The following is a 24530-nucleotide window of genomic DNA, read 5'->3' on the forward strand; positions in this document are numbered from 1 at the left end:
TTATGCTCCTACCGCGACTGATACAGGCTCAGCTAACGATACCGTTGGCGCGAGACCAATTGGGTAACCAATATAACCTGTAGGTAAATATTCAATGACTTGAACAGGAAGAACGATCGAAGCCTCACCTGCTTTCACAGTAATGTTTTGGCCATCTTTCACATTCAAGCGCGCTGCATCTTGCTCACCCACTGCAAATACCGCTTCTGGAATACGAGACTCCATTGCAGGTGTTTTCACTGTGAATTCACCAGATCCAAAAATATGATGCATTGGAACAAGGCGGAAACTCTCAGCATTTACAAGAACTGGTGCTGGTGCAACGTATGTGCGTGCTGGTAATTTCGCAAGGCGATCAAATAAACGAATACCTGAATCACCACCTTTTAAAGAACCGCCCACTGATTCTTGGAACTTATTCCAAGCTTGTGGTGAGTTCCAACCTGCTGACCATGCAAATGGAACTAACGCTGACGGCGTTTGGTTCCCGACATAACCTTCCATAGAGAATGTTAATGCAGAGTCTTGATCAGTTGGTTGTTTAGGCTCATGGACAGATAACGGCGCACGAAGTGAAGTACGACCAGAGTAACGACGTGGTTCACGTGCCACTTTAAGACCATGGACACGGAATCCTGCATCTGGTGCTACATCTTGAATCGCTTCAAGCGCAGGTACATTCTTAGCAACTGATTCGATGACATCATCAAGCACAGTCCAAGAAATTGCTTTGCCTTTCACGCCAGTTTCAATGGCATGTAACCAACGCCAAGATTCTTTGATCGCAAGTTCTGGTTTGTAGTAACTTGGGTCATATACTTGATAGAAACGTTGTGCACGACCTTCTTGAGATACCACAGTACCATCACCTTCAGCAAAGCTCGCTGCAGAAAGAACGATATTCGCTCTTTTCACCGTTTCAGTTTCTGAATGGTCAAGCACGATCACGTCTTTACCAGACAAAGCAGCATCTACTTGCACTGCAGGTAAACGACGATAAAGGTCGTTTTCTACAATCACGACAGTGTCATAGTCTTGTGCAAATGCTTGCTCAAGGCTGTTACCGCCAAAGATTGCTAAGCCCATTGAGTTCACTTCAGGAACAGTCAAAGTTAGACCCGCATTACCCAGATTCTGTGCAACTTGTGCAGCAGCTTCCATAATTGCAGCTTCTTGCAAGCTTGTACCAGAGATAATCAATGGTTTTTTTGCAGCTTTTAAAGTGTCAGCAATGGTTTGAGCAAATGCTTTTGCATCTTCTTCTAAACCGGTAATACTTTCACCTTTCACCGCGGCAGCAACAGCAAAACCTAAACGTGCGATATCATTTGGAGAAGCAACGACTTCACCAGTAGCTACGTCAGATAAACGTGTTTGAGTCGCAGCCAAGATATAAATTGGTGATTTTTCGTCTTGAGCAATACGTTGTACTGGCTCAGCCAACCATTCTTGTGTACGGCGTTCTGCAGCCATTTCTTTGGCTTTGTTCTTCGCAGCTTGACGTACTGACAATGCCATACGTGGTGCAGTTTGTGTTAAATCTTCACCGAGAATTAAGACAGCATCGTAGCTTTCAATTTCACGCATACCTGGGTTATATACACCCTCGGTTTGCATAATTGATGCAGCAAGTTCAACCAAGTTTTGCTCTTTTTGAGACATACCTGTTGAATAGTTTGCTTGTCCAACCAATTCACGAAGCGCAAAGTTAGACTCAAGAGATGCACGTGGAGAACCAATACCCAATACTTTTTTGCCTTGGATTTTCTCAATCACGGTGTCTAACGCTGTATCAACTGAAACAGTCTCTACATTGCTACCTGAACGGAATTGCGGTTGACGTGGACGGTCTTCACGGTTCACATAACCCGTACCGAAACGGCCTTTATCGCACAGGAAGTATTGGTTGACTTCACCGTTAAAACGGTTTTCTACACGACGTAATTCACCATAACGCTCACCCGGAGAGATGTTACAACCTGAAGAACAGCCTTGGCAGACGCTTGGCGCATACTGCATGTCCCATTTACGGTTATAACGTGCAGAGTGTGTTTTGTCTGTGAATACGCCCGTCGGACATACTTCAGTTAAGTTACCCGAGAACTCAGACTCTAAAGTACCTGATTCTGGACGACCAAAATAAACACGTGAAGCGTTTGCATACACACCGAAGTCTGTGCCACCTGCGTAGTCTTTATAGTAACGAACACAACGGTAACATGCGATACAACGGTTCATCTCGTGCGCAATAAACGAACCAAGTTCTTGGTTGTAATGCGTACGTTTCGTGAAACGGTAACGACGACGGTCATGTTGTGTCATCACAGTCATATCTTGAAGGTGACAATGACCACCTTCCTCACAGACTGGACAGTCATGTGGGTGGTTCGTCATCAAGAATTCAACAATAGATGCACGGAAATCTTTTGCTTCTTTGTCTTCAATCGAGATGTAGGTATTGTCAGCTGCAGGTGTCATACATGACATAACTAAACGACCGCGAGTATCTTCTGGATTCGCGTATTGAGTTACAGCACATTGACGGCAAGAACCGACAGAACCTAAGGATGGATGCCAACAAAAGTACGGGATATCAATACCCAAAGACAAGCATGCTTGTAGCAAGTTCTCTGAGCCATTGACTTCATACGATTTGCCATCGACATGAATTGTAGCCATAGTCGAATTCCTTAAGCTTGTTCTACGTTGCTAACTTGAGCAGCGGCATTCACCACTTTTGCTTCAAATTCGCCACGGAAATATTTGAGTGCACCCATGAGTGGTTCCATAGCACCAGGAGCGTGAGCACAGAAAGTCTTACCAATCCAAAGCTTACGTGTAAGCTCTTGCAAATGATCGATGTCTTCTTTCTTGCCTGTACCATCTTCAAGTGCTTTAAGCGCTTTCACCGCCCAAGGTAAACCATCACGACATGGTGTACAGAAACCACATGATTCACGCGCAAAGAATTCTTCTAAGTTACGTGTTGCTGAAACCATACATTGAGTTTCATCAACCACCATAAGCAAACACGTACCTAAACGCGAACCTGCTTTCATGATGCTTTCCGCATCCATTGGAAGATCGATGTGTTCAGCTGCCAAAAAGTCAGTTGATGCACCACCTGGTAACCATGCTTTAAGCTTTAAGCCATCACGCATACCACCCGCATGTTCTTCAATCACTTCACGTGCAGTTGTACCAAATGGAAGCTCCCAAAGACCAGGGAATTTCACTTTACCTGATGCACCATAAATTTTTGTGCCAGGATCTTTCGACTTACCTGCAGATAAATTGATATACCACTCAGGACCACGCAGCATAATTGCTGGTAAGTTATTGTAAGTCTCTACGTTGTTCACAATCGTAGGACGACCCCAAGCACCTGCAACTTGCGGGAATGGTGGTTTTGTACGTGGATTTGCACGGCGACCTTCAAGCGAGTTAATCAATGCAGTTTCTTCACCACAGATATAACGACCCGCACCAGTGTGCACATGTAGTTCAAAGTTCCAGCCAGAACCGAGGATGTTTTCACCCAAGTAACCTTTGGCACGAATTTGCTCTAAAGCTTGGTTCAAATACTTCGCAGCTTCGATGTATTCACCACGGATAAAAATATAACCATGGGTTGCTTCAAGTGTATAACCTGCAATTAACATCCCTTCGATCAATTGATGAGGAAGTTTTTCCATCAACAGACGGTCTTTGAATGTACCTGGTTCCATCTCATCGGCATTACAAATCAAGTAACGAGGACCTGAATTGTCATTTGGTGCCATGAGCGACCATTTAATCCCTGCAGGGAAACCAGCACCACCACGACCTTTCACAGTCGCTGCTTTAATGATTTCCAATACATCTTTAGGCGGCATTGTGAGTGCTTTCTTGAAACCCTCATACCCTTCAAGAGATTCATAGTCTTCTACACTATGAACAAATTCTTGCTTGCTCAAACGCCATGTTAATGGGTGAGTTTCTGGGTTACCGTCGCCATAAATCGGTTTTGGTTCAGTATTCATACATACTTCTCCAATAACTGTTTCACTGAAGAAACTTCTACTAGACCGTGAGTATCTTCATTAATCATCAAGGTTGGACCCTTATCACAGTTTCCTAAACAGCAAATCGGGAGCAAAGTAAAACGACCATCAGCAGTCGTTTGACCAAATGAAATTCCGAGTTCGCGTTGGAATGCTTCTGCTAAAGTTTCTGCACCCATCAAGAAGCAAGCAATAGAATCACAAAGCAAAATTACGTTGCGACCTACTGGCTGGCGGTAAATACGGTTATAGAATGTTGCCACACCTTCCAAATCAGCAAGGCTCATTGACAACATCTGCGCAATCGCATTCATTTGCGCATCATCCACCCAACCATTACGACGTTGAACACATTTAAGTGCATCTAAACATGCCGCACGTGGGTATGGGTAATGGCCAATGTGATGCTCGATTTCGTGGATTTCTTCCGCAGTCAAAATCCCTTCGACATTCACACGTGGCTTTTTATCAGTCAAAATCATCATAATGCGTACCCCTTAGCGATCCACGTCAGCCATTACGACATCAATCGTCGCTAAATAAATGATTAAGTCAGATACAAGACTGCCGTTAATTACAGAAGGAATTTGCTGTAAGTGCGTGAAGGTTGGTGTACGAATACGGGTACGGTAACTCATCGTTGACTTGTCTGAAGTCAAGTAGTAGTTCGATGCACCTTTTACCACTTCCGCCATAACAGATGCTTCACCTGCTGGCATGACAGGACCCCATGACACGCTTAAGAAGTGCGTAATCAAAGTTTCAATGTCTTGTAGTGTCTTATCTTTCGGTGGTGGAACAGCCAATGGGTGATCCGCTTTATAAGGACCAGATGGCATGTTATCCAAGCACTGTTTGATGATTTTTAAAGATTGTTCGATTTCACGGTAGTGAACGATCACACGTGCATATGCATCGCCTTCGTATTCTACAGGCACTTCGAAGTCGTAATTTTCATAACCGCTATATGGACGATATTTACGTACGTCAAAATCAATACCTGTTGCACGTAAACCTGTACCTGTTACCCCCCATGCCAATGCAGATTTTGCATCGTATTGCGCAACATTACGGGTACGACCTTCAAATACCGAGTTTTTAAGTGCTGCAGTATGATATTCCTTCAAACGTTTAGGCATCCAATCCAAAATTTCACGGATCAAATGTTGCCAGTTGTTTGGAAGATCGTGTGCAGTACCACCGATACGGAACCATGCTGGGTGCATACGGTAACCCGTGATTGCTTCAATCGCGTCATAGATCTTTTGACGATCGGCGAACATATAGAATACTGGGGTCATACCGCCGGCATCCTGAATCGCTGTACCGATATAAAGCAAGTGGTTATTAATACGGAATAGTTCCGACATCATGACACGAATACATTGCGCACGTTCTGGCACAGTGATCCCTGCCATCTGCTCCACACCCATCACATAAGGCATGTTTTGCGCACAACCACCTAAGTAGTCAACACGGTCAGTATACGGAATGAATGAATGCCAAGTTTGACGTTCAGCCATCTTTTCCACACCACGGTGGTGATAACCGATATCAGGCACACAGTCTTTCACTTCTTCGCCATCTAACTGCAAGATCACACGGAATGCACCATGCGCAGATGGATGGTTAGGACCCAAGTTCAAGAACATGAAGTCTTCATCAGCATTACCGCGTTTTAGACCCCAATCTTCAGGTACAAAACGTAAATGCTCTTGTTCGAAATCTTGTTTCGCTTGGTTCTGACGATAAGGTGTGTATTCAGTCGCACGTGCAGAATATTCTTTACGCAACGGATGACCTTCCCAATACGTTGGCAATAAAATACGACGGAGCATTGGATGCCCTTCGAAGTTAATGCCGAACATATCGTAAGCTTCACGTTCGTACCAGTTGGCATTTGGCCAAATGTTGGTTGCTGTTGGAATATTGAGATCAGACTCATTCAACGCAACTTTAATACGAATATCCGTATTACGCTCTAGTGACAACAAGTGATAGAACACAGTGAAGTCAGACGCAGGTAACCCATCGCGGTGAGTACGTAAACGCTCATCTACCGCTGACAAGTCAAACAACATCACGTAAGGACGTGACACTGTACGCAAGAACATTAATACGTCTTGTACACGTGAGCGCTCAACCCAGACTGTTGGAAAGTCTTCAAAAGTCGTTTGCACGTAGAAATTCTCACCAAACTTGGTTTTGAGCTCTTCTACAATTGCAAATGCTGGGCGTGAATCAACTGGAGTTGATTCTGGCATAGCAATGTCAGTTTCAGCCATTGGCTTGGCTTCCTATTTAATACAAATTCATTCAACCAAAACGACAATTACACCCAAGCGGGTGCATCAATATTATTTGCCGTTAAGATTATTTAATTTCATCCATAGAGCGTAAGTGTTTTACTGCAATACGTTCAGCATTCTTACGGTCACGTTCAGGCTGCATCTTTGGCTTATAAACTGGCTTAAGATCATCACCGATCACCGCAGAAAGCGGACGACGCTCTAATTGAATTTGGTCTTGCAATAACATCAACGCTTGGATTAATGCTTCAGGACGCGGTGGGCAACCTGGAATATACACATCCACTGGAATGATTTTATCGACACCTTGTACAACCGAGTAAATGTCATACATACCGCCAGAGTTTGCGCATGCACCCATTGAGATCACCCATTTAGGTTCTAACATTTGCTCATAAAGGCGTTGAATTACAGGTGCCATCTTGACGAAGCATGTACCCGCTACAATCATCAAGTCCGCTTGACGTGGTGAAGCACGAATTACTTCGGCACCAAAACGTGACAAGTCATGCACGCCTGTTAAAGTCGTTGCATACTCTACGTAGCAGCAAGATGTACCAAAGTTGAACGGCCAAACTGAGTTTTTACGACCCCAGTTTACTGCTGTATGCGCCAAATCCTCTAAACGAGTCATGAACACATTCTTATTCACTTCTTCTTGTAGAAGCGGATCTTCTACAACGATACGCTCTTGAAGTGGATACTGATCAGCATCCGGATTCGCACGGGTTAATGTATATTTCATCCCGTATTACTCCTTATCAGATGATGTAGTCGTTGGCGAAGCTTTTACACGACCAGATGATTGCGCTGGAATTTGACCTGTAGGGTCAACCACCAACTCCTCAATTGAGTTGAAGCGAGTAATTTCTGCGAGATCCATATTTGGCGAACCAATTTTAGGTTTAATCCCTGCTGCTTTACGCTTATCAGATGGCGCCCAATTTAATGCACCAGTAGACAACTCATAAATCAAGCCAACGAGTAAAACTAAAATAAATACAGCTGCTGCTGCAAAACCGATCCAACCCACTTCACGAACTGACGCAGCCCATGCATAGAGATAGAGCGCTTCTAAGTCAAACACAACGAAGAAGATTGCAACCAAATAGAATTTTGCAGATAGACGAATTCGTGCTCCACCAGCACTAACTACGCCTGACTCGAACTGCTCTTGCTTAGCACGTCCCCACGATTTACCCCCTAGGAGTAGCGGGACAGTGAGCATAAAGACGCATAAAAATGTAACGCCGATCACGAAGGCAATTATTGCCCAATCGTATGGAGTAATGGCACTCATGCGGGGATAACTCCTGGCAGGCCTATTTATTAACAAAGAATGTATGTATTGGCCTTCAAATACACCAAACACAAAATTAATCCCGCCAATTGTACCTGATTTATGATTTCTGTTGCTAGCCAATCCCTCTAAGTCTTTAGGATGAATTTTGCCCTTTTTCCAGATTTCATGGTGATTAAAGTCAATAAAACCTTATTTAATCGTAGAAAGTTATCAAGGTGATAAAACTGATTATTTTTTCCGAATAATCATTCAAAAAATTCAAGCGGCGTCAATCCAGACACTATCACTTTTTTAGTTTTACCATTCGTGTTAGGTCAGCTTTTTTTGCACCAATATGGCTCAATTAATTTTGATTTATTCTATTTTAAAAGTTTTAAATTTTAATTGCTTACAATGTTTTAATTAACTTTATACAAATCGTGCTGATTTTCGTTATATGCTCAATTAAATAATAAGGAGAAGATCTATGAGTCTAGAATTCACACACAAACCTAACTATTTTTTATTTGCTCAGTTGATCGTCCATCATTTAGACAGCTATATCAAAAAACATCCTGATGCAACGAATGCTATTTTTGATTTACGCGATATTTATCAAATTTTCCGCCAAGACCTCGCCTCTACAACCACTAATCTTGATGCTATTCTCAACATCGCAGATGAATATACAGTTGAGACCATTCACGGGGATCAAAAACTGATTAGCAATTATCATATTGATGCAACCAATAACAGTTTACTGATCGATTTCAATGCCGATGCCTTAAATGCACTTAAACAAGGAAAACGCATTATTGAACCGAATGCCAATAATTACCAATAAAAAGCAATATAAAATATAAAAAAAGCGCTTAATCGCGCTTTTTTAATTCTTGCTTTATTCTGATGTTTGACTGGTTTGAACAATCTTCTTCTTTTTAAATCTTTTAGCTGGCCATTGCATAGTAAATCGTGCACCGCCCATTTTAGGACTTTGATCCACTTGAATCGAACCGCCAAACCAATAAGCGATTCGACTTACAATAGACAAGCCTAAACCATATCCGCCTGAGGCACGTGTACGACTATCATCCAAGCGAGCAAAAGCTTCAAAGACTCGCTTACGATCCTCTTCTGGAATCCCCGGACCATCATCTTCAACTGAAATATACGCCATTCCCTGAGCATCAATTCCACCAGTGATCAGCACTGTATCATCGCAGTATCGGATCGCATTTCCGACTAAGTTTTGTACTACACGATGTAAATAACGGCGTTCAGCATCCACCACCAAAGCTTGTGATGGCAAATGTAATTGAATATTTTTATTGGTTTTTAATGATTTAGTTTCAATAGCGACTTGCTCAAGCACTTCGTATAGTCGAATTTCCTCAAAATCAATAGAAGGCATGCCTTGCTCAAGCTTAGCATAGGTCATGATTTCATCAATGAGGGTATTTAAAGCCTCAATGTCTTTATCAATCATTTCTACTTGTTGCTGACGATACTCATAATCCTCTTCATCAACCAACATTTCCATACCAAAGCGAATACGTGCTACTGGCGTTCGCAGCTCATGTGATACAGCTCTCATTAACTCTCGCTGAGCTTCGATCAAACGCTGTATATGATCTGACATACTGTTATAGCTGGCTGCCAAATGTGCTAACTCATCATATCCTTCGACAGGAACGCGAACGGACATATCCCCTTTTTGCATAACATTTAAGGCTGAGTTAACTTGCTTCAACTTGCGTTGCATTGGGACAATCAGACCATACACACCAAGCGACAAAATAAACATACTCAGCAAAGTAATCCCTGCCGCCAATTGGAATGGCATCCAATTGAACATTGGCACTGGTCCCATCACCAATACGTCACCAGACGAATTCGTCATTGGAGAAATGACAGAAATCGTAGTACCACGAATGCTAGCGCTATCCTGATACAGGATAACCCCTTGATCCGCACGTAAACGACCAATTTGCTCGGAATCTAAATTGAGATCAGAAAGATTTTGAATGCTTAAATCATAAGAAAAGTGTTGCTTAATTTTTGCAAGATATTCCCTTTCCTGCCCTGGATAATAAACCAAGTATTCCCATACAAAGATTGGTAAGGCCTTCATTTGACGCTCACCGATATTATCCACTTTTACATAAAGTAAATGCTCAGGGTCATCTATTAAACCAATAATGACATAAGCAATACTTTCTTTGGCGTCATACCGCACCACTGCTTTGCGCTTTTCTAAACGGTATTTTTCGGTGCGTGAAAGTTCGACTTTATTCGATTCTAGATAATAGATTGGAAGTTCGAGCAAATCAGATGCATCTGATATCCAATCCATTCTTTGTTGCATGGTTTGTTGTCTTGAAACACCCTCGCTAATGACGTACGAAATCCCATCAGTCAATGACTCACGGTATTCCTGCGCGCGTTGATAGTTGATGATTTGCACAAGCAAATAACCAAATATGGCAACCAGCACCACCAAAATGACGAGACCTGCGTAGATACGCAGGAATATACTGTGTTTAGACACTAAGGTATGACCTTCTGAGGATTGAGGGCATTACCGCGGGGATGTGATTACATCCCGTTGGTTTCTTTAACGAATAAATATCCTTTGCTACGCACTGTTTTAATACGTTTAGGATTTTCAGGATCATCACCAATTTTTGGACGGATACGAGAAATACGAACATCAATTGAGCGGTCTTGACCATCATATTCAATACCGCGTAGACGCTCAAAAATGTCTTCACGTGAAAGGATACGACCAGCATTAGATGCCAACAACCATAATAAGTCATATTCTGCACTTGTGAAATCTACAAGCTCACCGTTTAAGGTTACAGAACGACCACCATTATCAATCACTAAATCATCAAATTCGATACGTTGAGCAACTTCATCCTCTGGTGTTTTGTCTGTACGACGAAGCAAAGCACGAATACGCGCTAATAGAACACGTGGCTGAACTGGTTTCGCAACATAATCATCTGCACCCATTTCAAGACCTAATACTTGATCCATGTCTTCAGTACGTGCAGTCAACATTAAAATTGGTTGATGATAATGTGGCCGAACCTCACGACATACGGTGAGACCATCAGCACCAGGAAGCATAACATCCAGCACCACCATATCTGGTTGCTCTGCGATAATACGACGGATTGCACGATTACCGTCTGGTTCTACCCCAACTTCTAATCCATTACGAATTAAATACTCTTGCGTTAAACGCGCAAGACGCTCGTCATCTTCAACGATCAAAATCTTTGGTAACTTTTCTTCTTGGCTCATAGAATGCCCCTATATTGTTACGATATCTGCTGATTAAAATTCACAGATTTACATCGATATGTTTTGCAATATACACACGTTTACATTGTAAACAAGAGCCTGTTCACGAAACTGATACACGAGCGTAGTCTTTTGTTATCTTTTTATTAACTATTGATAAATAGATAGTTTTGCCAAGTCGATCAATATTTTCAATCAACTTTAAACTTTCAAACACAAATCAATTTGATGATATTTTAAACAAAATATTTCAAAAAAATTATTTTCGAGAAGCAATTTGCACTTTCAGAGTTATCCACAAACTTATCTATAAGCACTCTAAAAAGTCTCTGTTATGCTTAGCACCCTGTGACGCTGACTACATAACAAAATGGCGGAACATGGAAAAAGTATAGGGAAATTTGAGTGTTAAACTCAGAAAAAAAATTATCAAAATGTCAATATTGATCTACCCTGAAATTTACCGTATCTTGTGTCTTAATTTACATTAAACCACTAAGTCTTGTGTTTACCCTCAAATATCGCGATAGCTCATTTTTTGAGTTTGTATCCGATTCAAATGGTCCATAAGCATAAAAATGATGAGAATGGAGCGACGCTGAAATGAGCGCTAATACAACCCCTGGTCAACTTCAAGTGATTAAACGCACTGGTGATGTTGCCACTTTTGATGCAGATAAAATCTCTGTAGCAATTGGTAAAGCATTTTTGGCTGTTGAAGGTCAACCAAGTGCAGATTCGAGCAGAATTCACGATCGTATTACTCAGCTGACTGAGATGGTGATGAACACGTTTAAGCGTCGTTTACCTTCAGGTGGCACGATTCATATTGAAGAAATTCAAGATCAAGTTGAATTAGCTTTAATGCGCACAGGTGAACAAAAAGTGGCACGTGCATACGTGATCTATCGTGAACAACGTGCTGAAGCGCGTAAAGAGTTAGGTGCTCATCATCACCCTACTCTTCAGATCACAGGTCAAAATGGTCAGCTCCAACCATTAGATTTGAGTCGTTTACAAGCAAAGATTGAAAAAGCTAGCGAAGGCTTAGAAGGCATTGATGTTCAAGCGATCATCGATGAAACTGTAAAAAACCTATACAACGGTGTTAAAGCATCAGACATCTCTACAACGATGATGATGGCGACACGTACACGTATTGAACAAGAACCAAACTATACGTATGTCACTGCACGTTTGTTGCGTGACAACTTAGTTGCAACCGGTCTTGAGTTTCTTGGTCTATCTAAAGACACGCTTGAAAATGATGCGCTTGAAACCTTCTTGAAAAAAGGTGTTGAGCTAGAGCTTCTTTCTCCAGAATTATTAAATTTTGACCTTGTAAAATTAGCGGCTGCGATTAAACCAGAACGCTCTAATCAATTTACATATTTAGGTCTTCAAACATTATTTGACCGTTACTTCATCCACTCTGATGGCGTACGCTTCGAATTACCACAATTATTCTTCATGCGTGTTTCTATGGGCTTGTCGCTCAATGAAGACAACCGTGAAGATCGTGCAATCGAATTCTATAACTTACTTTCTAGCTTCGATTACATGGCATCTACGCCGACTCTATTTAACTCAGGTACATTACGTCCTCAGTTATCAAGCTGTTATTTAACAACGATTGATGACGACTTGTTCGATATTTATGGCGCTATGCGTGATAACGCAATGTTGTCTAAATGGGCAGGCGGTTTAGGTAATGACTGGACACCAGTTCGTGCCTTGAACTCATACATCAAAGGTACTAACGGTAAATCGCAAGGTGTTGTTCCATTCCTTAAAGTAGCGAACGATACAGCAGTTGCAGTTAACCAAGGTGGTAAGCGTAAAGGTGCGGTATGTGCATATCTTGAAACTTGGCACTTGGATATCGAAGAATTCCTAGAGCTTCGTAAGAACACGGGTGATGACCGCCGTCGTACACACGATATGAACACTGCAAACTGGGTTCCAGATTTGTTCATGCAACGTGTATTTGAAGATGCTGAATGGACACTCTTCACACCGTCTGAAACACCAGATCTTCATGATTTAACGGGTGCTGAATTCGCAGAACGTTATGCTTACTACGAAAGCATTGCGAAAGAAACAGACATGCTGCATAAGAAAGTCCGTGCGAAAGACTTATGGCGCAAAATGTTATCAATGTTATTTGAAACAGGTCACCCGTGGATCACATTCAAAGACGTATGTAACTTACGTTCACCGCAACAACACGTAGGTGTGGTGCACTCTTCTAACTTGTGTACTGAAATTACATTGAACACAAGCAAAGATGAAATTGCGGTATGTAACTTGGGTTCAATCAACCTTGTTCAACACGTTCAAGGTGGTCAATTAGACCGTGAAAAACTTGCTCGCACGATTAAAACTGCAGTTCGTATGCTCGATAACGTCATCGACATTAACTACTATGCAGTTCCACAAGCGCGTAATTCAAACTTGAAACACCGTCCAGTGGGTATGGGTATCATGGGCTTCCAAGATGCACTATACGAAATGAAGATTGCTTACGGTTCTGATGCTGCGGTTGAGTTTGCAGATGAGTCTATGGAAGTGATTTCTTACTACGCGATTCAAACTTCAAGCGATTTGGCGGTTGAACGTGGTACGTATGAAACATTTAAAGGTTCATTGTGGGATCAAGGTATTTTACCAATTGACTCTCTTGAGCTCGTTGCGAAATCTCGCCCAGAACGTATGTTTGAAGTCGATCGCACACAACGTTTGGATTGGGACACGTTACGTGCCAAAGTCCAAAAAGATGGTATGCGTAACTCGAACGTGATGGCCATTGCACCGACTGCAACCATTTCAAATATTTGTGGTGTATCTCAATCTATTGAGCCAACATTCCAAAACTTATATGTGAAATCGAACTTGTCTGGTGAGTTCACTGTCATCAACCCTTACCTCGTTCGTGCATTAAAAGAACGTGGTCTTTGGGATTCTGTGATGGTCAATGACCTGAAACATTTCGAAGGTTCAGTACAAAAAATTGCGCGTATTCCTGAAGAGTTAAAAGCAATTTTCGCGACAGCATTTGAAGTTGAAGCACGCTGGATTGTTGATGCTGCATCACGTCGTCAAAAATGGATCGACCAAGCACAATCTCTTAACCTTTACATCTCTGGTGCAAACGGTAAGAAATTGGACATCACGTATAAGATGGCATGGTTACGTGGTCTTAAGACGACTTATTACCTTCGTGCATTAGGTGCGACATCTGCTGAGAAATCTACGATTAACACAGGTGCATTAAACGCAGTTAAACCTGCGACAGTTGCAGCACCAGTAGCAGCAGTTGCTCAAGAAGCTAAACCTGAAGCAGCAGCGTCAGAAGAAGGCTTCGAACAAGCAGCGCCAGTGCCAATGGCATGTTCAATTGACAATCCTGATTGTGAAGCTTGTCAGTAATTTAAGCTTATACAGCTACATTGAGATAAAGATGATAATCAACATGACAGCATGTTTTGAGTCAGATGTCTGAATAGTTGTATTGGTTTAGATGTAATGACTTTCAGCATGCTTTCTTTAGAGAAAGCAAATGAATAGATTAAGAACATCTATTTTCAGTCTTGTTTTAGGATTAACTGGAATTGGTGGAGGATTTTACTTATCAAACTCCCAAACCAAAAATATTAGCAATGACTCTCTGGTACAGAACACACAAAATGGCTCAAATAGCTTAGGCCATTCTTCTGTCCAGAATGTCACTTACAATATTAACCATAATCACTATTACGAAACTGAGCACAAAAATAGATAAACGTATAAGGAAAAGACCATGCACCATATGACCCATAACTATATGTTAGGACTTGCGGTACTGGTCTTTGCCTTTATTTTTTTCTACACCCCGATGGTCTATGCCTTTTTAGCCATTCGCAAACAACAGAAGCGTAAGCAAAATAAGTAGTGCAGAAATTCAATCTACTCAAACGAACAAATTGAGTACATACATCGGCAAAACTTAATTTTGCTTACACAATATAAGCGTATAGTAGGATGTCTCACGTTGAGATGTCTGAATAAAAGATATAAGCAACGTAGAGAGAATTGATATGTCTATCCTCAGTTGGGACGATTTCGAAGATGATGAACCGAAACAAACTGCACAAGCACAGCAGTCTGCGCCCATCGAACCGCAAAAAGCGCCTAATCCACAAGTGGTATCTGATGCACGCAACGAACCGACGCGTGTGGCAGCTGCACAACCCGCTCGAACCAGTTCAAACGGAACAACAAATTCAGCCGATCCGTTGGCAAGAGCATCTAACGCCTTAGAACATTTGGACGTTGCTCCAGGTCTTGAAGAGTTAGAAATGGGCGCTCAACGTGTTCAAGTTGATGATAAAGCAATGATCAACTGTCGCGCTGACTTGAACCAACTTGTTCCATTCAAATACGAATGGGCTTGGCAAAAATATCTCGATGGTTGTGCAAACCACTGGATGCCACAAGAAGTTAACATGAACCACGATATCGCACTTTGGAAGTCAGAGGATGGCTTAACTGAAGATGAGCGTACCATCGTGATGCGTTCTTTAGGCTTCTTCTCTACTGCCGATTCGTTGGTTGCAAATAATTTGGTTCTTGCGATTTACCGACACATTACTAACCCTGAATGCCGTCAGTACATCTTGCGTCAATCATTTGAAGAAGCGATTCACACGCATGCTTACCAATATTGCATCGAATCTTTAGGTATGGATGAAGGCGAAGTCTTCAACATGTACCGCGAAGTTCCATCAGTTGCGCGTAAAGCTGCATGGGGCTTGAAATACACTCAAGAATTAAGTGATCCAACATTCAAAACAGGCACACCTGAAACAGATCAAATCTTGCTTCGCAACTTGATCGCATTCTACTGTGTTCTTGAAGGTATTTTCTTCTACTGTGGTTTCTCTCAAATCTTGTCAATGGGTCGTCGTAACAAGATGAATGGTGTTGCTGAGCAATTCCAGTACATCTTACGTGATGAGTCAATGCACTTGAACTTTGGTATCGATATGATTAACCAAATCAAGATTGAGAACCCTCATTTGTGGACTGCTGAGTTCCAAGAAGAAATCATTCAGATGATTCTTGAAGGTACAATGCTTGAAATCGAATATGCACGTGACACAATGCCACGCGGTGTATTAGGTATGAATGCTGCAATGATGGAAGAATACTTGAAGTTCATCGCAAACCGTCGTTTAGCTCAATTAGGTTTACCTGAGCAATTTGCTGGTGTGAACAATCCATTCCAGTGGATGTCAGAAATGATGGACTTACGTAAAGAGAAGAATTTCTTCGAAACTCGCGTAACAGACTATCAAACTGGTGGTGCGTTAAGCTGGTAATGCATCACGCTATTGTATCTAAAAATAAAAGAGCCTTATATGGCTCTTTTATTTTTTATACTCAAGCAGGTTTAGTATGTTCAAGAATAAAAAAAATAAAATAGCAGGGTTAAGTTTTAAGATTCTTAGATTAACATTTGAAGTGCAACACCATGTTGTTGCCATGATACTTGACTCGGATTTTTAAAGCCGAGTCTTTTCTTAGCCGATGATTCAAACGTTGAGTGATTTCTGAGATGTATTCATCCGTATAGATATTTAAATCACTCCCTTTTTTAAGGTATTGCCTGATTAGACCATTGGTATTTTCATTTGTGCCTCGTTGCCAAGCATTATAAAGATCAGCAAAACACCAGTCTATATCTAATTCTTGAGCAGTATACTCATGCAGGCTGAACTCCTTACCATTATTTGCGTTGATTGTTTTGAGATGATCTTTGATCGGCTCAAATAGACGGATAGTTGTTTGGCAAACTTCTTCTGCCTTTCGTGAGCTACACTTTTTGAGCCATAGATAACCTGTCTTGCGATCTACAATCGAGACCAAGGATTGCTGATAGTTCTTACCTACAATCGTGTTTATTTCCAGATCACCAAAGCGAGTCCGATGCTCAATCTCAATAGGTCTATTATGAATGCATCTACGGGTTTCATGAAAGCCGTACTTTCGTTTCCTTTGATTTCTGAAACGTAGGTTGTGAAAGAGTGTGCCACCCTTATTTCTATCCTGCCGAATGAAGCGATAAATTGAATGCAAACTGACTGAAACACGAGAAGCGATCTGTTCAGGACTCCATTGAAGATAAGAGATAACTTGTGCCTATATTTCACAAGGGATTATTTTAGAATTGGAACAATGGCGTCTTCGAGCGAGTGTATTAGCATGTGTAGGGAAGTAACCATTTCTCGCTCGATTACGTTTAATTTCTCTAGAAATAGTTGAAGGTGACCGATTGAGTCTCCAAGCGATATAATGTTTAAAAAAACCTTCACGTAATAATATATAAATCTGATATCTTTCTTCTTAGGTAAGATGAGTATAGTTCATGAAGCAATTTTGACTTTGGATGGTCGGAAGCAAAATGCTAAATCGTCTTACTTCCTTCCAATAACTTAATCATTCAAAAATTTTATTGTGAATGTTTTTTTTCCTTAGTACCACATACCGATTAGAAATATAAATCTCTGCTTTAAAAAATAACACTATATAGTCACCTGCCTAATCACTGTAGTCATATTAATTGTAATTTTTCTAAATAATTCAACTTATACGACCTAGAAAATGCATTCAATAGTGCTTGGATAGATGCGGAAGCAATATCAGTATCAATTGCAATTCCCCAATACGTATTTCCACTGTAGTCTATACAACGAATATAACTAATAGACCGGCTACTACTCTGCTTCCCTAAAGTATGTTCTGAATACTCAGCAATCGTTATTTTACAAGGCCATTTCTTATTTAAAGCATTGACTGAGGCAGATAATAATCCATTTCCACAACCTACTAGATTGATAATCTCACCATGTAACTCAATATATAGTTTGACTTCATAAACATCATCTTTTTTATCCGATTGATAACTTACAAGTTCAAAATTATCTTCATTAGCGTTTATACCATATTCCGTTCTAAATACTGTCCAAATTTCAGCATGAGATAACTCTTTCTTATTGTTATCCGTCATCTTTTGCACGATTTGGCTAAAATCTTTTTGTAACTTTAGTGGTAAATCTATGCCATGATTTTGCTGCAATATCCAAGCGGCACCACTTTTACCAGATTGACTATTTACACGAATTACAGCCTCATAACTGCACCCTAAATCAGCTGGATCTATAGGCAGATATGGAACTTCCCAAAATGAATGATCTTGAACATTTCTCGCTTTAAAACCCTTTTTAATTGCATCCTGATGACTACCTGAAAAAGCTGTAAATACTAATTCACCTACATAAGGATGCCTTGGGTGAATCGGAAGTTCATTACATTCTTTCACGATCTCTGCCACTTTCTTGATGTCAGAAAAATCAAGTTCAGGATAAATGCCTTGTGTGTACATATTCAAAGCAATATTCACAAGATCAACGTTCCCTGTACGTTCACCATTACCAAATAGACAGCCCTCAACACGGTCTGCACCTGCAAGTAATGCTAATTCAGCAGTTGCAACGCCTGTTCCCCTATCATTATGAGGGTGCACACTGATACAAACCTGTTCTCGTTTAGTAAAATTTTTACAAAAAAATTCAATCTGATCGGCGAAAATATTAGGTGTACTGACTTCAACGGTAGTGGGCAAATTAATAATCATTGGATTTTTAGGACTTGGAGCCCAAACTTCAGCTACGGCTTCACAAATTTCTAGCGCAAACTCAATTTCGGTAAAGCAAAAAGTCTCCGGAGAATATTCATAAGTCCATTTAGTTGCTGGATATTGCTTACATAGAGATTTCACCTGTTGTGTTGAAGCAACGGCTAGTTCAATAATTTCCTGTTTAGACTTTTGAAAGACAATTCTGCGGAATACTTCTGCCGTGGCATTGTAAACATGAACAATCGCTTGCTTTGCTCCCATCAGAGACTCAAAGGTTCTTTCAATTAGGTCTGGTCGGGCTTGAGTCATAACCTGGATACAAACATCATTTGGAATCTGATCATGTTCGATGAGGTAACGAACAAAATTAAAATCAGTTTCTGATGCCGCAGGGAACGCAACCTCAATTTGCTTGAATCCACATTCAACAAGCATTTGGAAAAATTTAAGTTTCCTATCGTGATCCATAGGATTGGCCAATGCCTGATTACCGTCTCTTAAATCGGTTGAACACCAAACAGGAGGGTGAGTAATTTTTTTACTTGGCCATGTTCTATCAGTAAAATCGGAAAAATCGAATGGACGATATTTATTTTGAGGATGAGTTAACATGATGTGATCCTATGACTTTAATCACATCATCATGAATCATCATTTTTTGTCTTTCTTTCGATTTAAAGACAAATACCATCTAGAAAAAGACAAAATCTAATCTGATTTTTTCTTTATATATTCTGTAGGCGTCATTCCCATTTGTCTTTTAAACATATAGGAGAAAGCACTAGGACTCTCATAGCCTAAATCTAAAGCGATATTGAGTATTGGCTTTCTCATTTCCAAATCAGTCAAGGCTTGCAGCAATTTTGCTTGCTTCAGCCATACACTAAAATTCATATTGAGTTCTTTCTGGAAAAGTCTTGAAAGTGTTTTAGAGCTAAAAGCATGCTGTTCGGCAACCATCTCTAAATGGTTGGTTCCGGAGAGATCTGCTTTGATATTTTCACAAATTTCTTTGAGTATCTCTGACTTTGCTTCTGGCAACTGAAATGGAATTTCTTCTAAAAAGCGTAACTCATCTAATATGAGTTCCAAAAGCCGTTCGTTTCTAGTATGAGGTAAGATTTCTTCATTTATCTGTACAGCCTGATTAATAAGTTCTGACAGAAGTTTTGGAATAGCAACAACACTACATTGCGTATTGAAATCAGCACGGGCAAAGGGATCAACAAATATTCCTCGGGCTTCCACATTACCAAATATCTTGATTGAATGTTTTTTGTTTTCAGGTATCCAAATACCTTTAGATGGAGGGATGACCCATATTCCTTCTGACGTTCGAACATGAATGACTCCAGAAAGAGTATGTAGTAACTGGATTCTGTCATGTTGATGAGTCCCTTCTACATAACCATGAGCATACGACTGTGCATAAGCATAGACTGGATAACTAAGCTGACCATGAGAATAATGCATGAGATGTATCTCCTTAATGCTCGAATTCATATTTTATAGATGATCGAGAAATAAAAAATATTTATAGGAAGCTTTGTAGTTAACTTAATGCCTGATATATGAATAGATTAAAGTAATTGTTATAGTTTTCTTAGTCTAAGAACTATTTTCGTAAAATGACACAGGTTGTGTCGTTTTATCCAAAAAATGACATAGGTTGTGTCGCTAAAAATGTCATTATGTGTCGCAACGATCGTTAACTTATTGATTTACACTTAGCAAAATGACAACTTATGTGTCGCGTGACGCACGTTATTGTATCTAAAAATAAAAGAGCCTTATATGGCTCTTTTATTTTTTTTACTCAAGCAGGTCTAGTATGGTTCAAGAATAAAAACAAATAGCAGTGTTAAATTTTCAGATTAAAAATTTTCATATTCACATGTTTATTTAAGCATCAAAATCAATCAAAGTTAAAGCACTGAGTTTTCAACCAATTTAAGAATATCGAATTATGCAAGTACTCCTTTAAATCCAATGTGAATAATGAGTAATGAGCGGATTATTCTTCGAACTCAGGCAAAATGATTTATATAACCTAATTGTGCAATACATATCGAGTTATAAAATTAGAAATTACTACTCCCCCCATACTAGCCACCTGAAAATACAAATAAAAATGAGCAAGGTTAACTTTTTTTTAATGGAGCGAGTGTTTATTTCTATATTCTATTTAATAACGTTCAAAAAACAGGTCTAAATATAGAGATGAAAATCTCTTTGGAGTAGGAATTTAATTTTTTGAATCATTACCATTTTTTATTATCAATAAATCCTAAACAACATTTTTTTATGATTAAGTCTACCCCTGATAACTAACACATAAAGCTCTATAAAATGGTGCTTGGATATGATTTTTTTGTTGCAATCGCGTCTCCATAATGAATTTTATTTTATTAGAATATTTTTCAAATGACGAAATAACAAATAAAATTTTTGTTCTTCAAAAATTAATTTATTCAAATTATTAGAATTTTATTTTTTTTATACCAATTACTTTTGATTTCACATTTTTAAAAATAAAAAGAGGTCTCGAAAGACCTCTTTTCATTTGTTTAATTAAATTTGATTATATTTTAACAGATCATCGATCGCATAAAGACTGCTATCTGTATTTTGCAGAACAATAAGCTCAGTTGGGTTATATTTCGTTTTAGCCCCATCAGTATCAACACTAATCACCGTATTTGCACCATCTTGTTTGATCGTTACAAATTCACCAATGTTAGACGATGTAACATTCTGATCTTTTAATAAAGCAGAAATATCAACTCGATCACCTTCAGCTTGATTAAAGTCAGTCCAAATATCTGGACTTTCGGTATGTTGAGCTTGATTGAGCACATCATAAAGGACTGTATCAGCACCTTCACCAAGAGTAAAAGTATCGATTGAAGCAGATGCTTGTACGGTATCTGCCTCATCACTTCCAGTTAACGTCATCGAAACATTAATTTCAAGTGTTGCAGATTGTGATGTTCCCGCTTTAGAAACTGTTGTATAGGTGAATGTTTCAAGACCTCCACTTAAACCTGATGGTTGATACTCATAGGTGCCATCTTTGAACACAGTAAGGACACCGTGCTTACCTTGAACTGTGAACTCTTGACCACCTTTAGCTGGATCATTTACATAAAGCTCTTTAGATCCAATTTTCAGAATATCAATTTGGTCGATAGCTGTATCATTTTCAAATAAATCACCCTCAAGCAATGGTGTATCAGTTGGAGTAATATTATTGACCATTATTCCAGTAATTGATGCACTAGATACATTCACTGAATTAAATGTACCACTCGTTGTGTTAATTGAAATAACATAATCACCTGCATCGAGCACTTTGCCATCATCTAAAATAATTTCTGAGGCATAAGTCGTTGATGTCGAAGGATTCAATATTGTTCCAGCTGGCCATGTAATACTAACATTTCCGGTATAAACTTGTTCAAGCACTTGCTGTTCAACGCCGTTGACAAGCTGAGTAGTCACCTTATTAATCACAACACTCATTGAAGGATTATCATTAGTTAAAGTACGAGTGATATTCCCTTGGAGATCTAAGCTACTAATATAAGATCCTTCTTCAACTTTAAATTCTAATGTACGACTTGCAGATCCAATAATTCCAGATTCTACAGATTCATTGAGCATTGAATAGTTTGCAGCTTGAACTTCTACAACTTCTGCATCGTTAGCTACTGTATTGGTATCAATCTTAATATTGAGAACTTCAATGTAAGTTGTACCATCTGCTCGTTCCACTACAACCTCAAAACGATCAATCTCACCATATGGTGGAGTCCAACCCACTGTGCTTTGTGGAACTGTAACATTGTAGGTATAAGTACCGTCAGTATTAATATTGAGTGAGCCATATTGACCCTGTACAACTAAAGCTTCACCTTCAACCACATCAGTGTTATTTACCAATATTAATTTATCTGTCGTAATCGGAGTCGCATCACCTTGAACTGATCCAGTTATCGTTTCTGGGTTTGCATAATCGTAAATATTGACATCTGTAACTTGAGCTGAAGCTCCTCCAATTACGTTTACACCACTAGTTTGCTTGATAATACCAACGTAAGTACCCTCACCAAAACTCAATGTTACCGGGGTTGAAACACCACCGCCAATGAGCACTTGAACAAAATTTGGAATTTCGTGTACTTGAACCAACTGTTCAGTATTCTCATCTAAACGATAGATAACCAAACTAAATGTTGAAAGTATCGTTACCCCGCCCGCGGAACCGGTAAAGGTCATTTCTTGGAAAGTACCGTCTTCAACAGTGAAGTCCATGACACCTTCCGTACCAATTACACTTGCAGACAACACATCACCAGCAATACCTAGATCAAGTAAATTCAATGCGACTGCATTTGAAATACCTAATGCTTCGCCTGTGGTTTCAGTTAAATCAGGAGTAACATCAAGTAATACTGTATTATCAATGATGGCATTTTCATCTGTGGCAACACGCACTAATTCAATATTTAATTCAGCTGTGCGTTTTTCACCATTTGGTGCCGTTACCTCATATACAAAACGATCAACTTCACCGTAATCTCTAAATAATGGATCTACTGTATATGTATATTGTCCATTTTCAGAGATAGTTAAAGTGCCATACTCCCCTTTAATTGTTGCAATACCATCTGTAAATTGATTAATGGTATCTTCACCATGAATAACTCCACTGATTTTACTACCCTCTGGGACGACATCTGTACCATTTTGATAATCCTGATCCGTAATCACATTACCATTTATTGTTCCTGTCACAGCTTCTGGATTATTAAAATCACGTACAGCATCTGATTCAAATCTTAATGTATACCCCGTAGCAGCTGACAACCCTTGGCCGTTACCTAATACAATGAGCCACTCTCCTTCATCTAAAGAACGACTTATCGTTTCTGACACACCACCTAATACAACGAGATACCAATTATCAATTTTTTCTTTTAATTCATATTCACCAGTTGACTCATTTAACTTATACATAAATAAGTTCATCGTCCCTGCTGTAAGACCACCAGCATCAGCATAGAAACTAATATCTCTTTCGGTGCCTTCTTCGACTGAAAGGGAAACTGAAGAGCTAAATACGCTTTCAAGCACACTTGCATTTAACACTGGACCTAAGCCAACAGAACCCACTGTAAATCCTGTTGAGTTAAGCTCTGTTGGTGTTTCATTAACATCTACAGTCGGTGTGATATCCAATACCAATTGCACATCATTATTCGCTGTTGCAAATGGCTCAGGTACCTCAATATCTACGAGATCATCTATTCTTTCTTGCAATAGAGCTTTTGCAGCTTCAATCGCGTCTGAAGTTTGATCAATATTGTCTAATGCTTGTTGTGCAAGAGTTTTTGCTGCCTGAGCAGCTTCTAGGGACTCTTGCAATTTATCAGCCTCTGCCTGTGTTACAGTACCGTCTTGCAAGGCGTCAGCTAAATCCTCTTCAGCCGTTGTATAAGCTTCTTCAGCACTTTCTATTAAAGCTTCGACCCCCGCTAGTAAAGTATCAATATCATCAGAAATATCATTTTCATTTTGATCATTTACTGTTGGTAAAGTGATATCAACCAGATCATTCAAACGACCTTGTAGCGCATCTTTTTCTGCTTGTACTGCCTCAGGTAACGCTGTCACTTTTGTTTGTGCTTCTTCTTTAGCAGCAAGTGCATCATCACGTGCTTGAGTCAATGCAGCAAGTTCTGTTGGTGTGATGAGGCCATTGGCATTTGCATCGATCAGCGCTTGTTCTGCCGCAGCATATGCTGCTTCTGCTGCCTCTACTGCTGCTTCGGCATCTGCCAATACTTGTTCGTACTCATCTGCTATGCCATCTTCGTTTTCATCATTTACTGCTGGTAAAGTGA

Annotated in this window: 17 protein-coding genes; 4 read left to right on the forward strand and 13 right to left on the reverse strand. The window is 40.0% G+C overall.

What is annotated here, in order from left to right; genetic code table 11:
* From nuoG to ndhC, 6 genes are all read right to left on the reverse strand, one after another.
* Positions 1-2679 (reverse strand): NADH-quinone oxidoreductase subunit NuoG, encoded by a 2679-nt coding sequence (nuoG, locus tag AC1M9A_RS09920; protein WP_035267264.1) that lies wholly within the window; start codon positions 2677-2679, stop codon positions 1-3.
* 11 nt (positions 2680-2690) lie between these two features.
* Complete coding sequence (gene nuoF / locus AC1M9A_RS09925; RefSeq protein ID WP_035267262.1) at positions 2691-4022, reverse strand: NADH-quinone oxidoreductase subunit NuoF; 1332 nt, start codon at positions 4020-4022, stop codon at positions 2691-2693.
* Complete coding sequence (nuoE, locus tag AC1M9A_RS09930; protein ID WP_035267260.1) at positions 4019-4528, reverse strand: NADH-quinone oxidoreductase subunit NuoE; 510 nt, start codon at positions 4526-4528, stop codon at positions 4019-4021. The genes nuoF and nuoE overlap by 4 nt, the downstream gene beginning before the upstream one ends.
* Positions 4529-4540: 12 nt before the next feature.
* Positions 4541-6328: an NADH-quinone oxidoreductase subunit C/D gene (gene nuoC / locus AC1M9A_RS09935; RefSeq protein ID WP_035267259.1), complete on the reverse strand. Its 1788-nt coding sequence runs from the start codon at positions 6326-6328 to the stop codon at positions 4541-4543.
* An 88-nt stretch (positions 6329-6416) separates the two neighbouring features.
* Positions 6417-7097 (reverse strand): NuoB/complex I 20 kDa subunit family protein, encoded by a 681-nt coding sequence (locus AC1M9A_RS09940; protein WP_035267257.1) that lies wholly within the window; start codon positions 7095-7097, stop codon positions 6417-6419.
* 6 nt (positions 7098-7103) lie between these two features.
* The gene (gene ndhC / locus AC1M9A_RS09945) at positions 7104-7652 is read right to left on the reverse strand and encodes an NADH-quinone oxidoreductase subunit A (protein ID WP_035267255.1); all 549 of its coding nucleotides are present in this window, start codon (positions 7650-7652) and stop codon (positions 7104-7106) included.
* A gap of 469 nt (positions 7653-8121) precedes the next feature.
* Between ndhC and AC1M9A_RS09950 the strand changes: the two genes are divergently transcribed.
* A complete protein-coding gene (locus tag AC1M9A_RS09950) occupies positions 8122-8478 on the forward strand; it encodes a hypothetical protein (RefSeq protein WP_092766947.1) in 357 nt (118 codons plus the stop codon).
* A 54-nt stretch (positions 8479-8532) separates the two neighbouring features.
* Here the strand turns inward: AC1M9A_RS09950 and bfmS are convergent, their stop codons facing one another.
* The gene (bfmS, locus tag AC1M9A_RS09955) at positions 8533-10182 is read right to left on the reverse strand and encodes a sensor histidine kinase BfmS (protein WP_481610121.1); all 1650 of its coding nucleotides are present in this window, start codon (positions 10180-10182) and stop codon (positions 8533-8535) included.
* A 47-nt stretch (positions 10183-10229) separates the two neighbouring features.
* Complete coding sequence (bfmR, locus tag AC1M9A_RS09960) at positions 10230-10946, reverse strand: response regulator transcription factor BfmR (RefSeq protein WP_035267251.1); 717 nt, start codon at positions 10944-10946, stop codon at positions 10230-10232.
* 603 nt (positions 10947-11549) lie between these two features.
* On the opposite strand from bfmR, the gene AC1M9A_RS09965 reads away from it, so the two are divergent.
* From AC1M9A_RS09965 to AC1M9A_RS09975, 3 genes are all read left to right on the forward strand, one after another.
* A complete protein-coding gene (locus AC1M9A_RS09965) occupies positions 11550-14375 on the forward strand; it encodes a ribonucleoside-diphosphate reductase subunit alpha (RefSeq protein WP_481589064.1) in 2826 nt (941 codons plus the stop codon).
* 370 nt (positions 14376-14745) lie between these two features.
* Entirely contained in the window at positions 14746-14877 is a 132-nt protein-coding gene (locus tag AC1M9A_RS09970; RefSeq protein ID WP_481587302.1) for a preprotein translocase subunit YajC, read from the forward strand.
* A 145-nt stretch (positions 14878-15022) separates the two neighbouring features.
* Positions 15023-16306 (forward strand): ribonucleotide-diphosphate reductase subunit beta, encoded by a 1284-nt coding sequence (locus AC1M9A_RS09975; protein ID WP_035267248.1) that lies wholly within the window; start codon positions 15023-15025, stop codon positions 16304-16306.
* 130 nt (positions 16307-16436) lie between these two features.
* Here the strand turns inward: AC1M9A_RS09975 and AC1M9A_RS09980 are convergent, their stop codons facing one another.
* The 5 genes from AC1M9A_RS09980 to AC1M9A_RS10000 all read right to left on the reverse strand — a co-directional run.
* Complete coding sequence (locus AC1M9A_RS09980) at positions 16437-17063, reverse strand: IS30 family transposase (protein WP_481610122.1); 627 nt, start codon at positions 17061-17063, stop codon at positions 16437-16439.
* A 63-nt stretch (positions 17064-17126) separates the two neighbouring features.
* Complete coding sequence (locus AC1M9A_RS09985) at positions 17127-17315, reverse strand: helix-turn-helix domain-containing protein (RefSeq protein ID WP_481596350.1); 189 nt, start codon at positions 17313-17315, stop codon at positions 17127-17129.
* Positions 17316-17538: 223 nt separating this feature from the next.
* Complete coding sequence (leuA, locus tag AC1M9A_RS09990; RefSeq protein ID WP_481610123.1) at positions 17539-19236, reverse strand: 2-isopropylmalate synthase; 1698 nt, start codon at positions 19234-19236, stop codon at positions 17539-17541.
* A gap of 96 nt (positions 19237-19332) precedes the next feature.
* Positions 19333-20097 carry an AraC family transcriptional regulator gene (locus AC1M9A_RS09995; RefSeq protein ID WP_481610124.1) on the reverse strand — a complete coding sequence of 255 codons (765 nt, stop codon included), beginning with the start codon at positions 20095-20097 and terminating at the stop codon, positions 19333-19335.
* A 1098-nt stretch (positions 20098-21195) separates the two neighbouring features.
* Positions 21196-24530, reverse strand: a 3335-nt coding sequence (locus AC1M9A_RS10000) for a type I secretion C-terminal target domain-containing protein (RefSeq protein ID WP_481610125.1), incomplete at its 5' end; no start/stop codon positions are given.

Source organism: Acinetobacter sp. ANC_7634 (assembly GCF_056779875.1).

Coding starts and splice junctions, on each gene's coding strand:
- nuoG (WP_035267264.1), bottom strand. CDS start 2,679: ATGGCTACAATTCATGTCGATGGCAAATCGTATGAAGTCAATGGCTCA.
- nuoF (WP_035267262.1), bottom strand. CDS start 4,022: ATGAATACTGAACCAAAACCGATTTATGGCGACGGTAACCCAGAAACT.
- nuoE (WP_035267260.1), bottom strand. CDS start 4,528: ATGATGATTTTGACTGATAAAAAGCCACGTGTGAATGTCGAAGGGATT.
- nuoC (WP_035267259.1), bottom strand. CDS start 6,328: ATGGCTGAAACTGACATTGCTATGCCAGAATCAACTCCAGTTGATTCA.
- AC1M9A_RS09940 (WP_035267257.1), bottom strand. CDS start 7,097: ATGAAATATACATTAACCCGTGCGAATCCGGATGCTGATCAGTATCCA.
- ndhC (WP_035267255.1), bottom strand. CDS start 7,652: ATGAGTGCCATTACTCCATACGATTGGGCAATAATTGCCTTCGTGATC.
- AC1M9A_RS09950 (WP_092766947.1), top strand. CDS start 8,122: ATGAGTCTAGAATTCACACACAAACCTAACTATTTTTTATTTGCTCAG.
- bfmR (WP_035267251.1), bottom strand. CDS start 10,946: ATGAGCCAAGAAGAAAAGTTACCAAAGATTTTGATCGTTGAAGATGAC.
- AC1M9A_RS09965 (WP_481589064.1), top strand. CDS start 11,550: ATGAGCGCTAATACAACCCCTGGTCAACTTCAAGTGATTAAACGCACT.
- AC1M9A_RS09970 (WP_481587302.1), top strand. CDS start 14,746: ATGCACCATATGACCCATAACTATATGTTAGGACTTGCGGTACTGGTC.
- AC1M9A_RS09975 (WP_035267248.1), top strand. CDS start 15,023: ATGTCTATCCTCAGTTGGGACGATTTCGAAGATGATGAACCGAAACAA.
- leuA (WP_481610123.1), bottom strand. CDS start 19,236: ATGTTAACTCATCCTCAAAATAAATATCGTCCATTCGATTTTTCCGAT.
- AC1M9A_RS09995 (WP_481610124.1), bottom strand. CDS start 20,097: ATGCATTATTCTCATGGTCAGCTTAGTTATCCAGTCTATGCTTATGCA.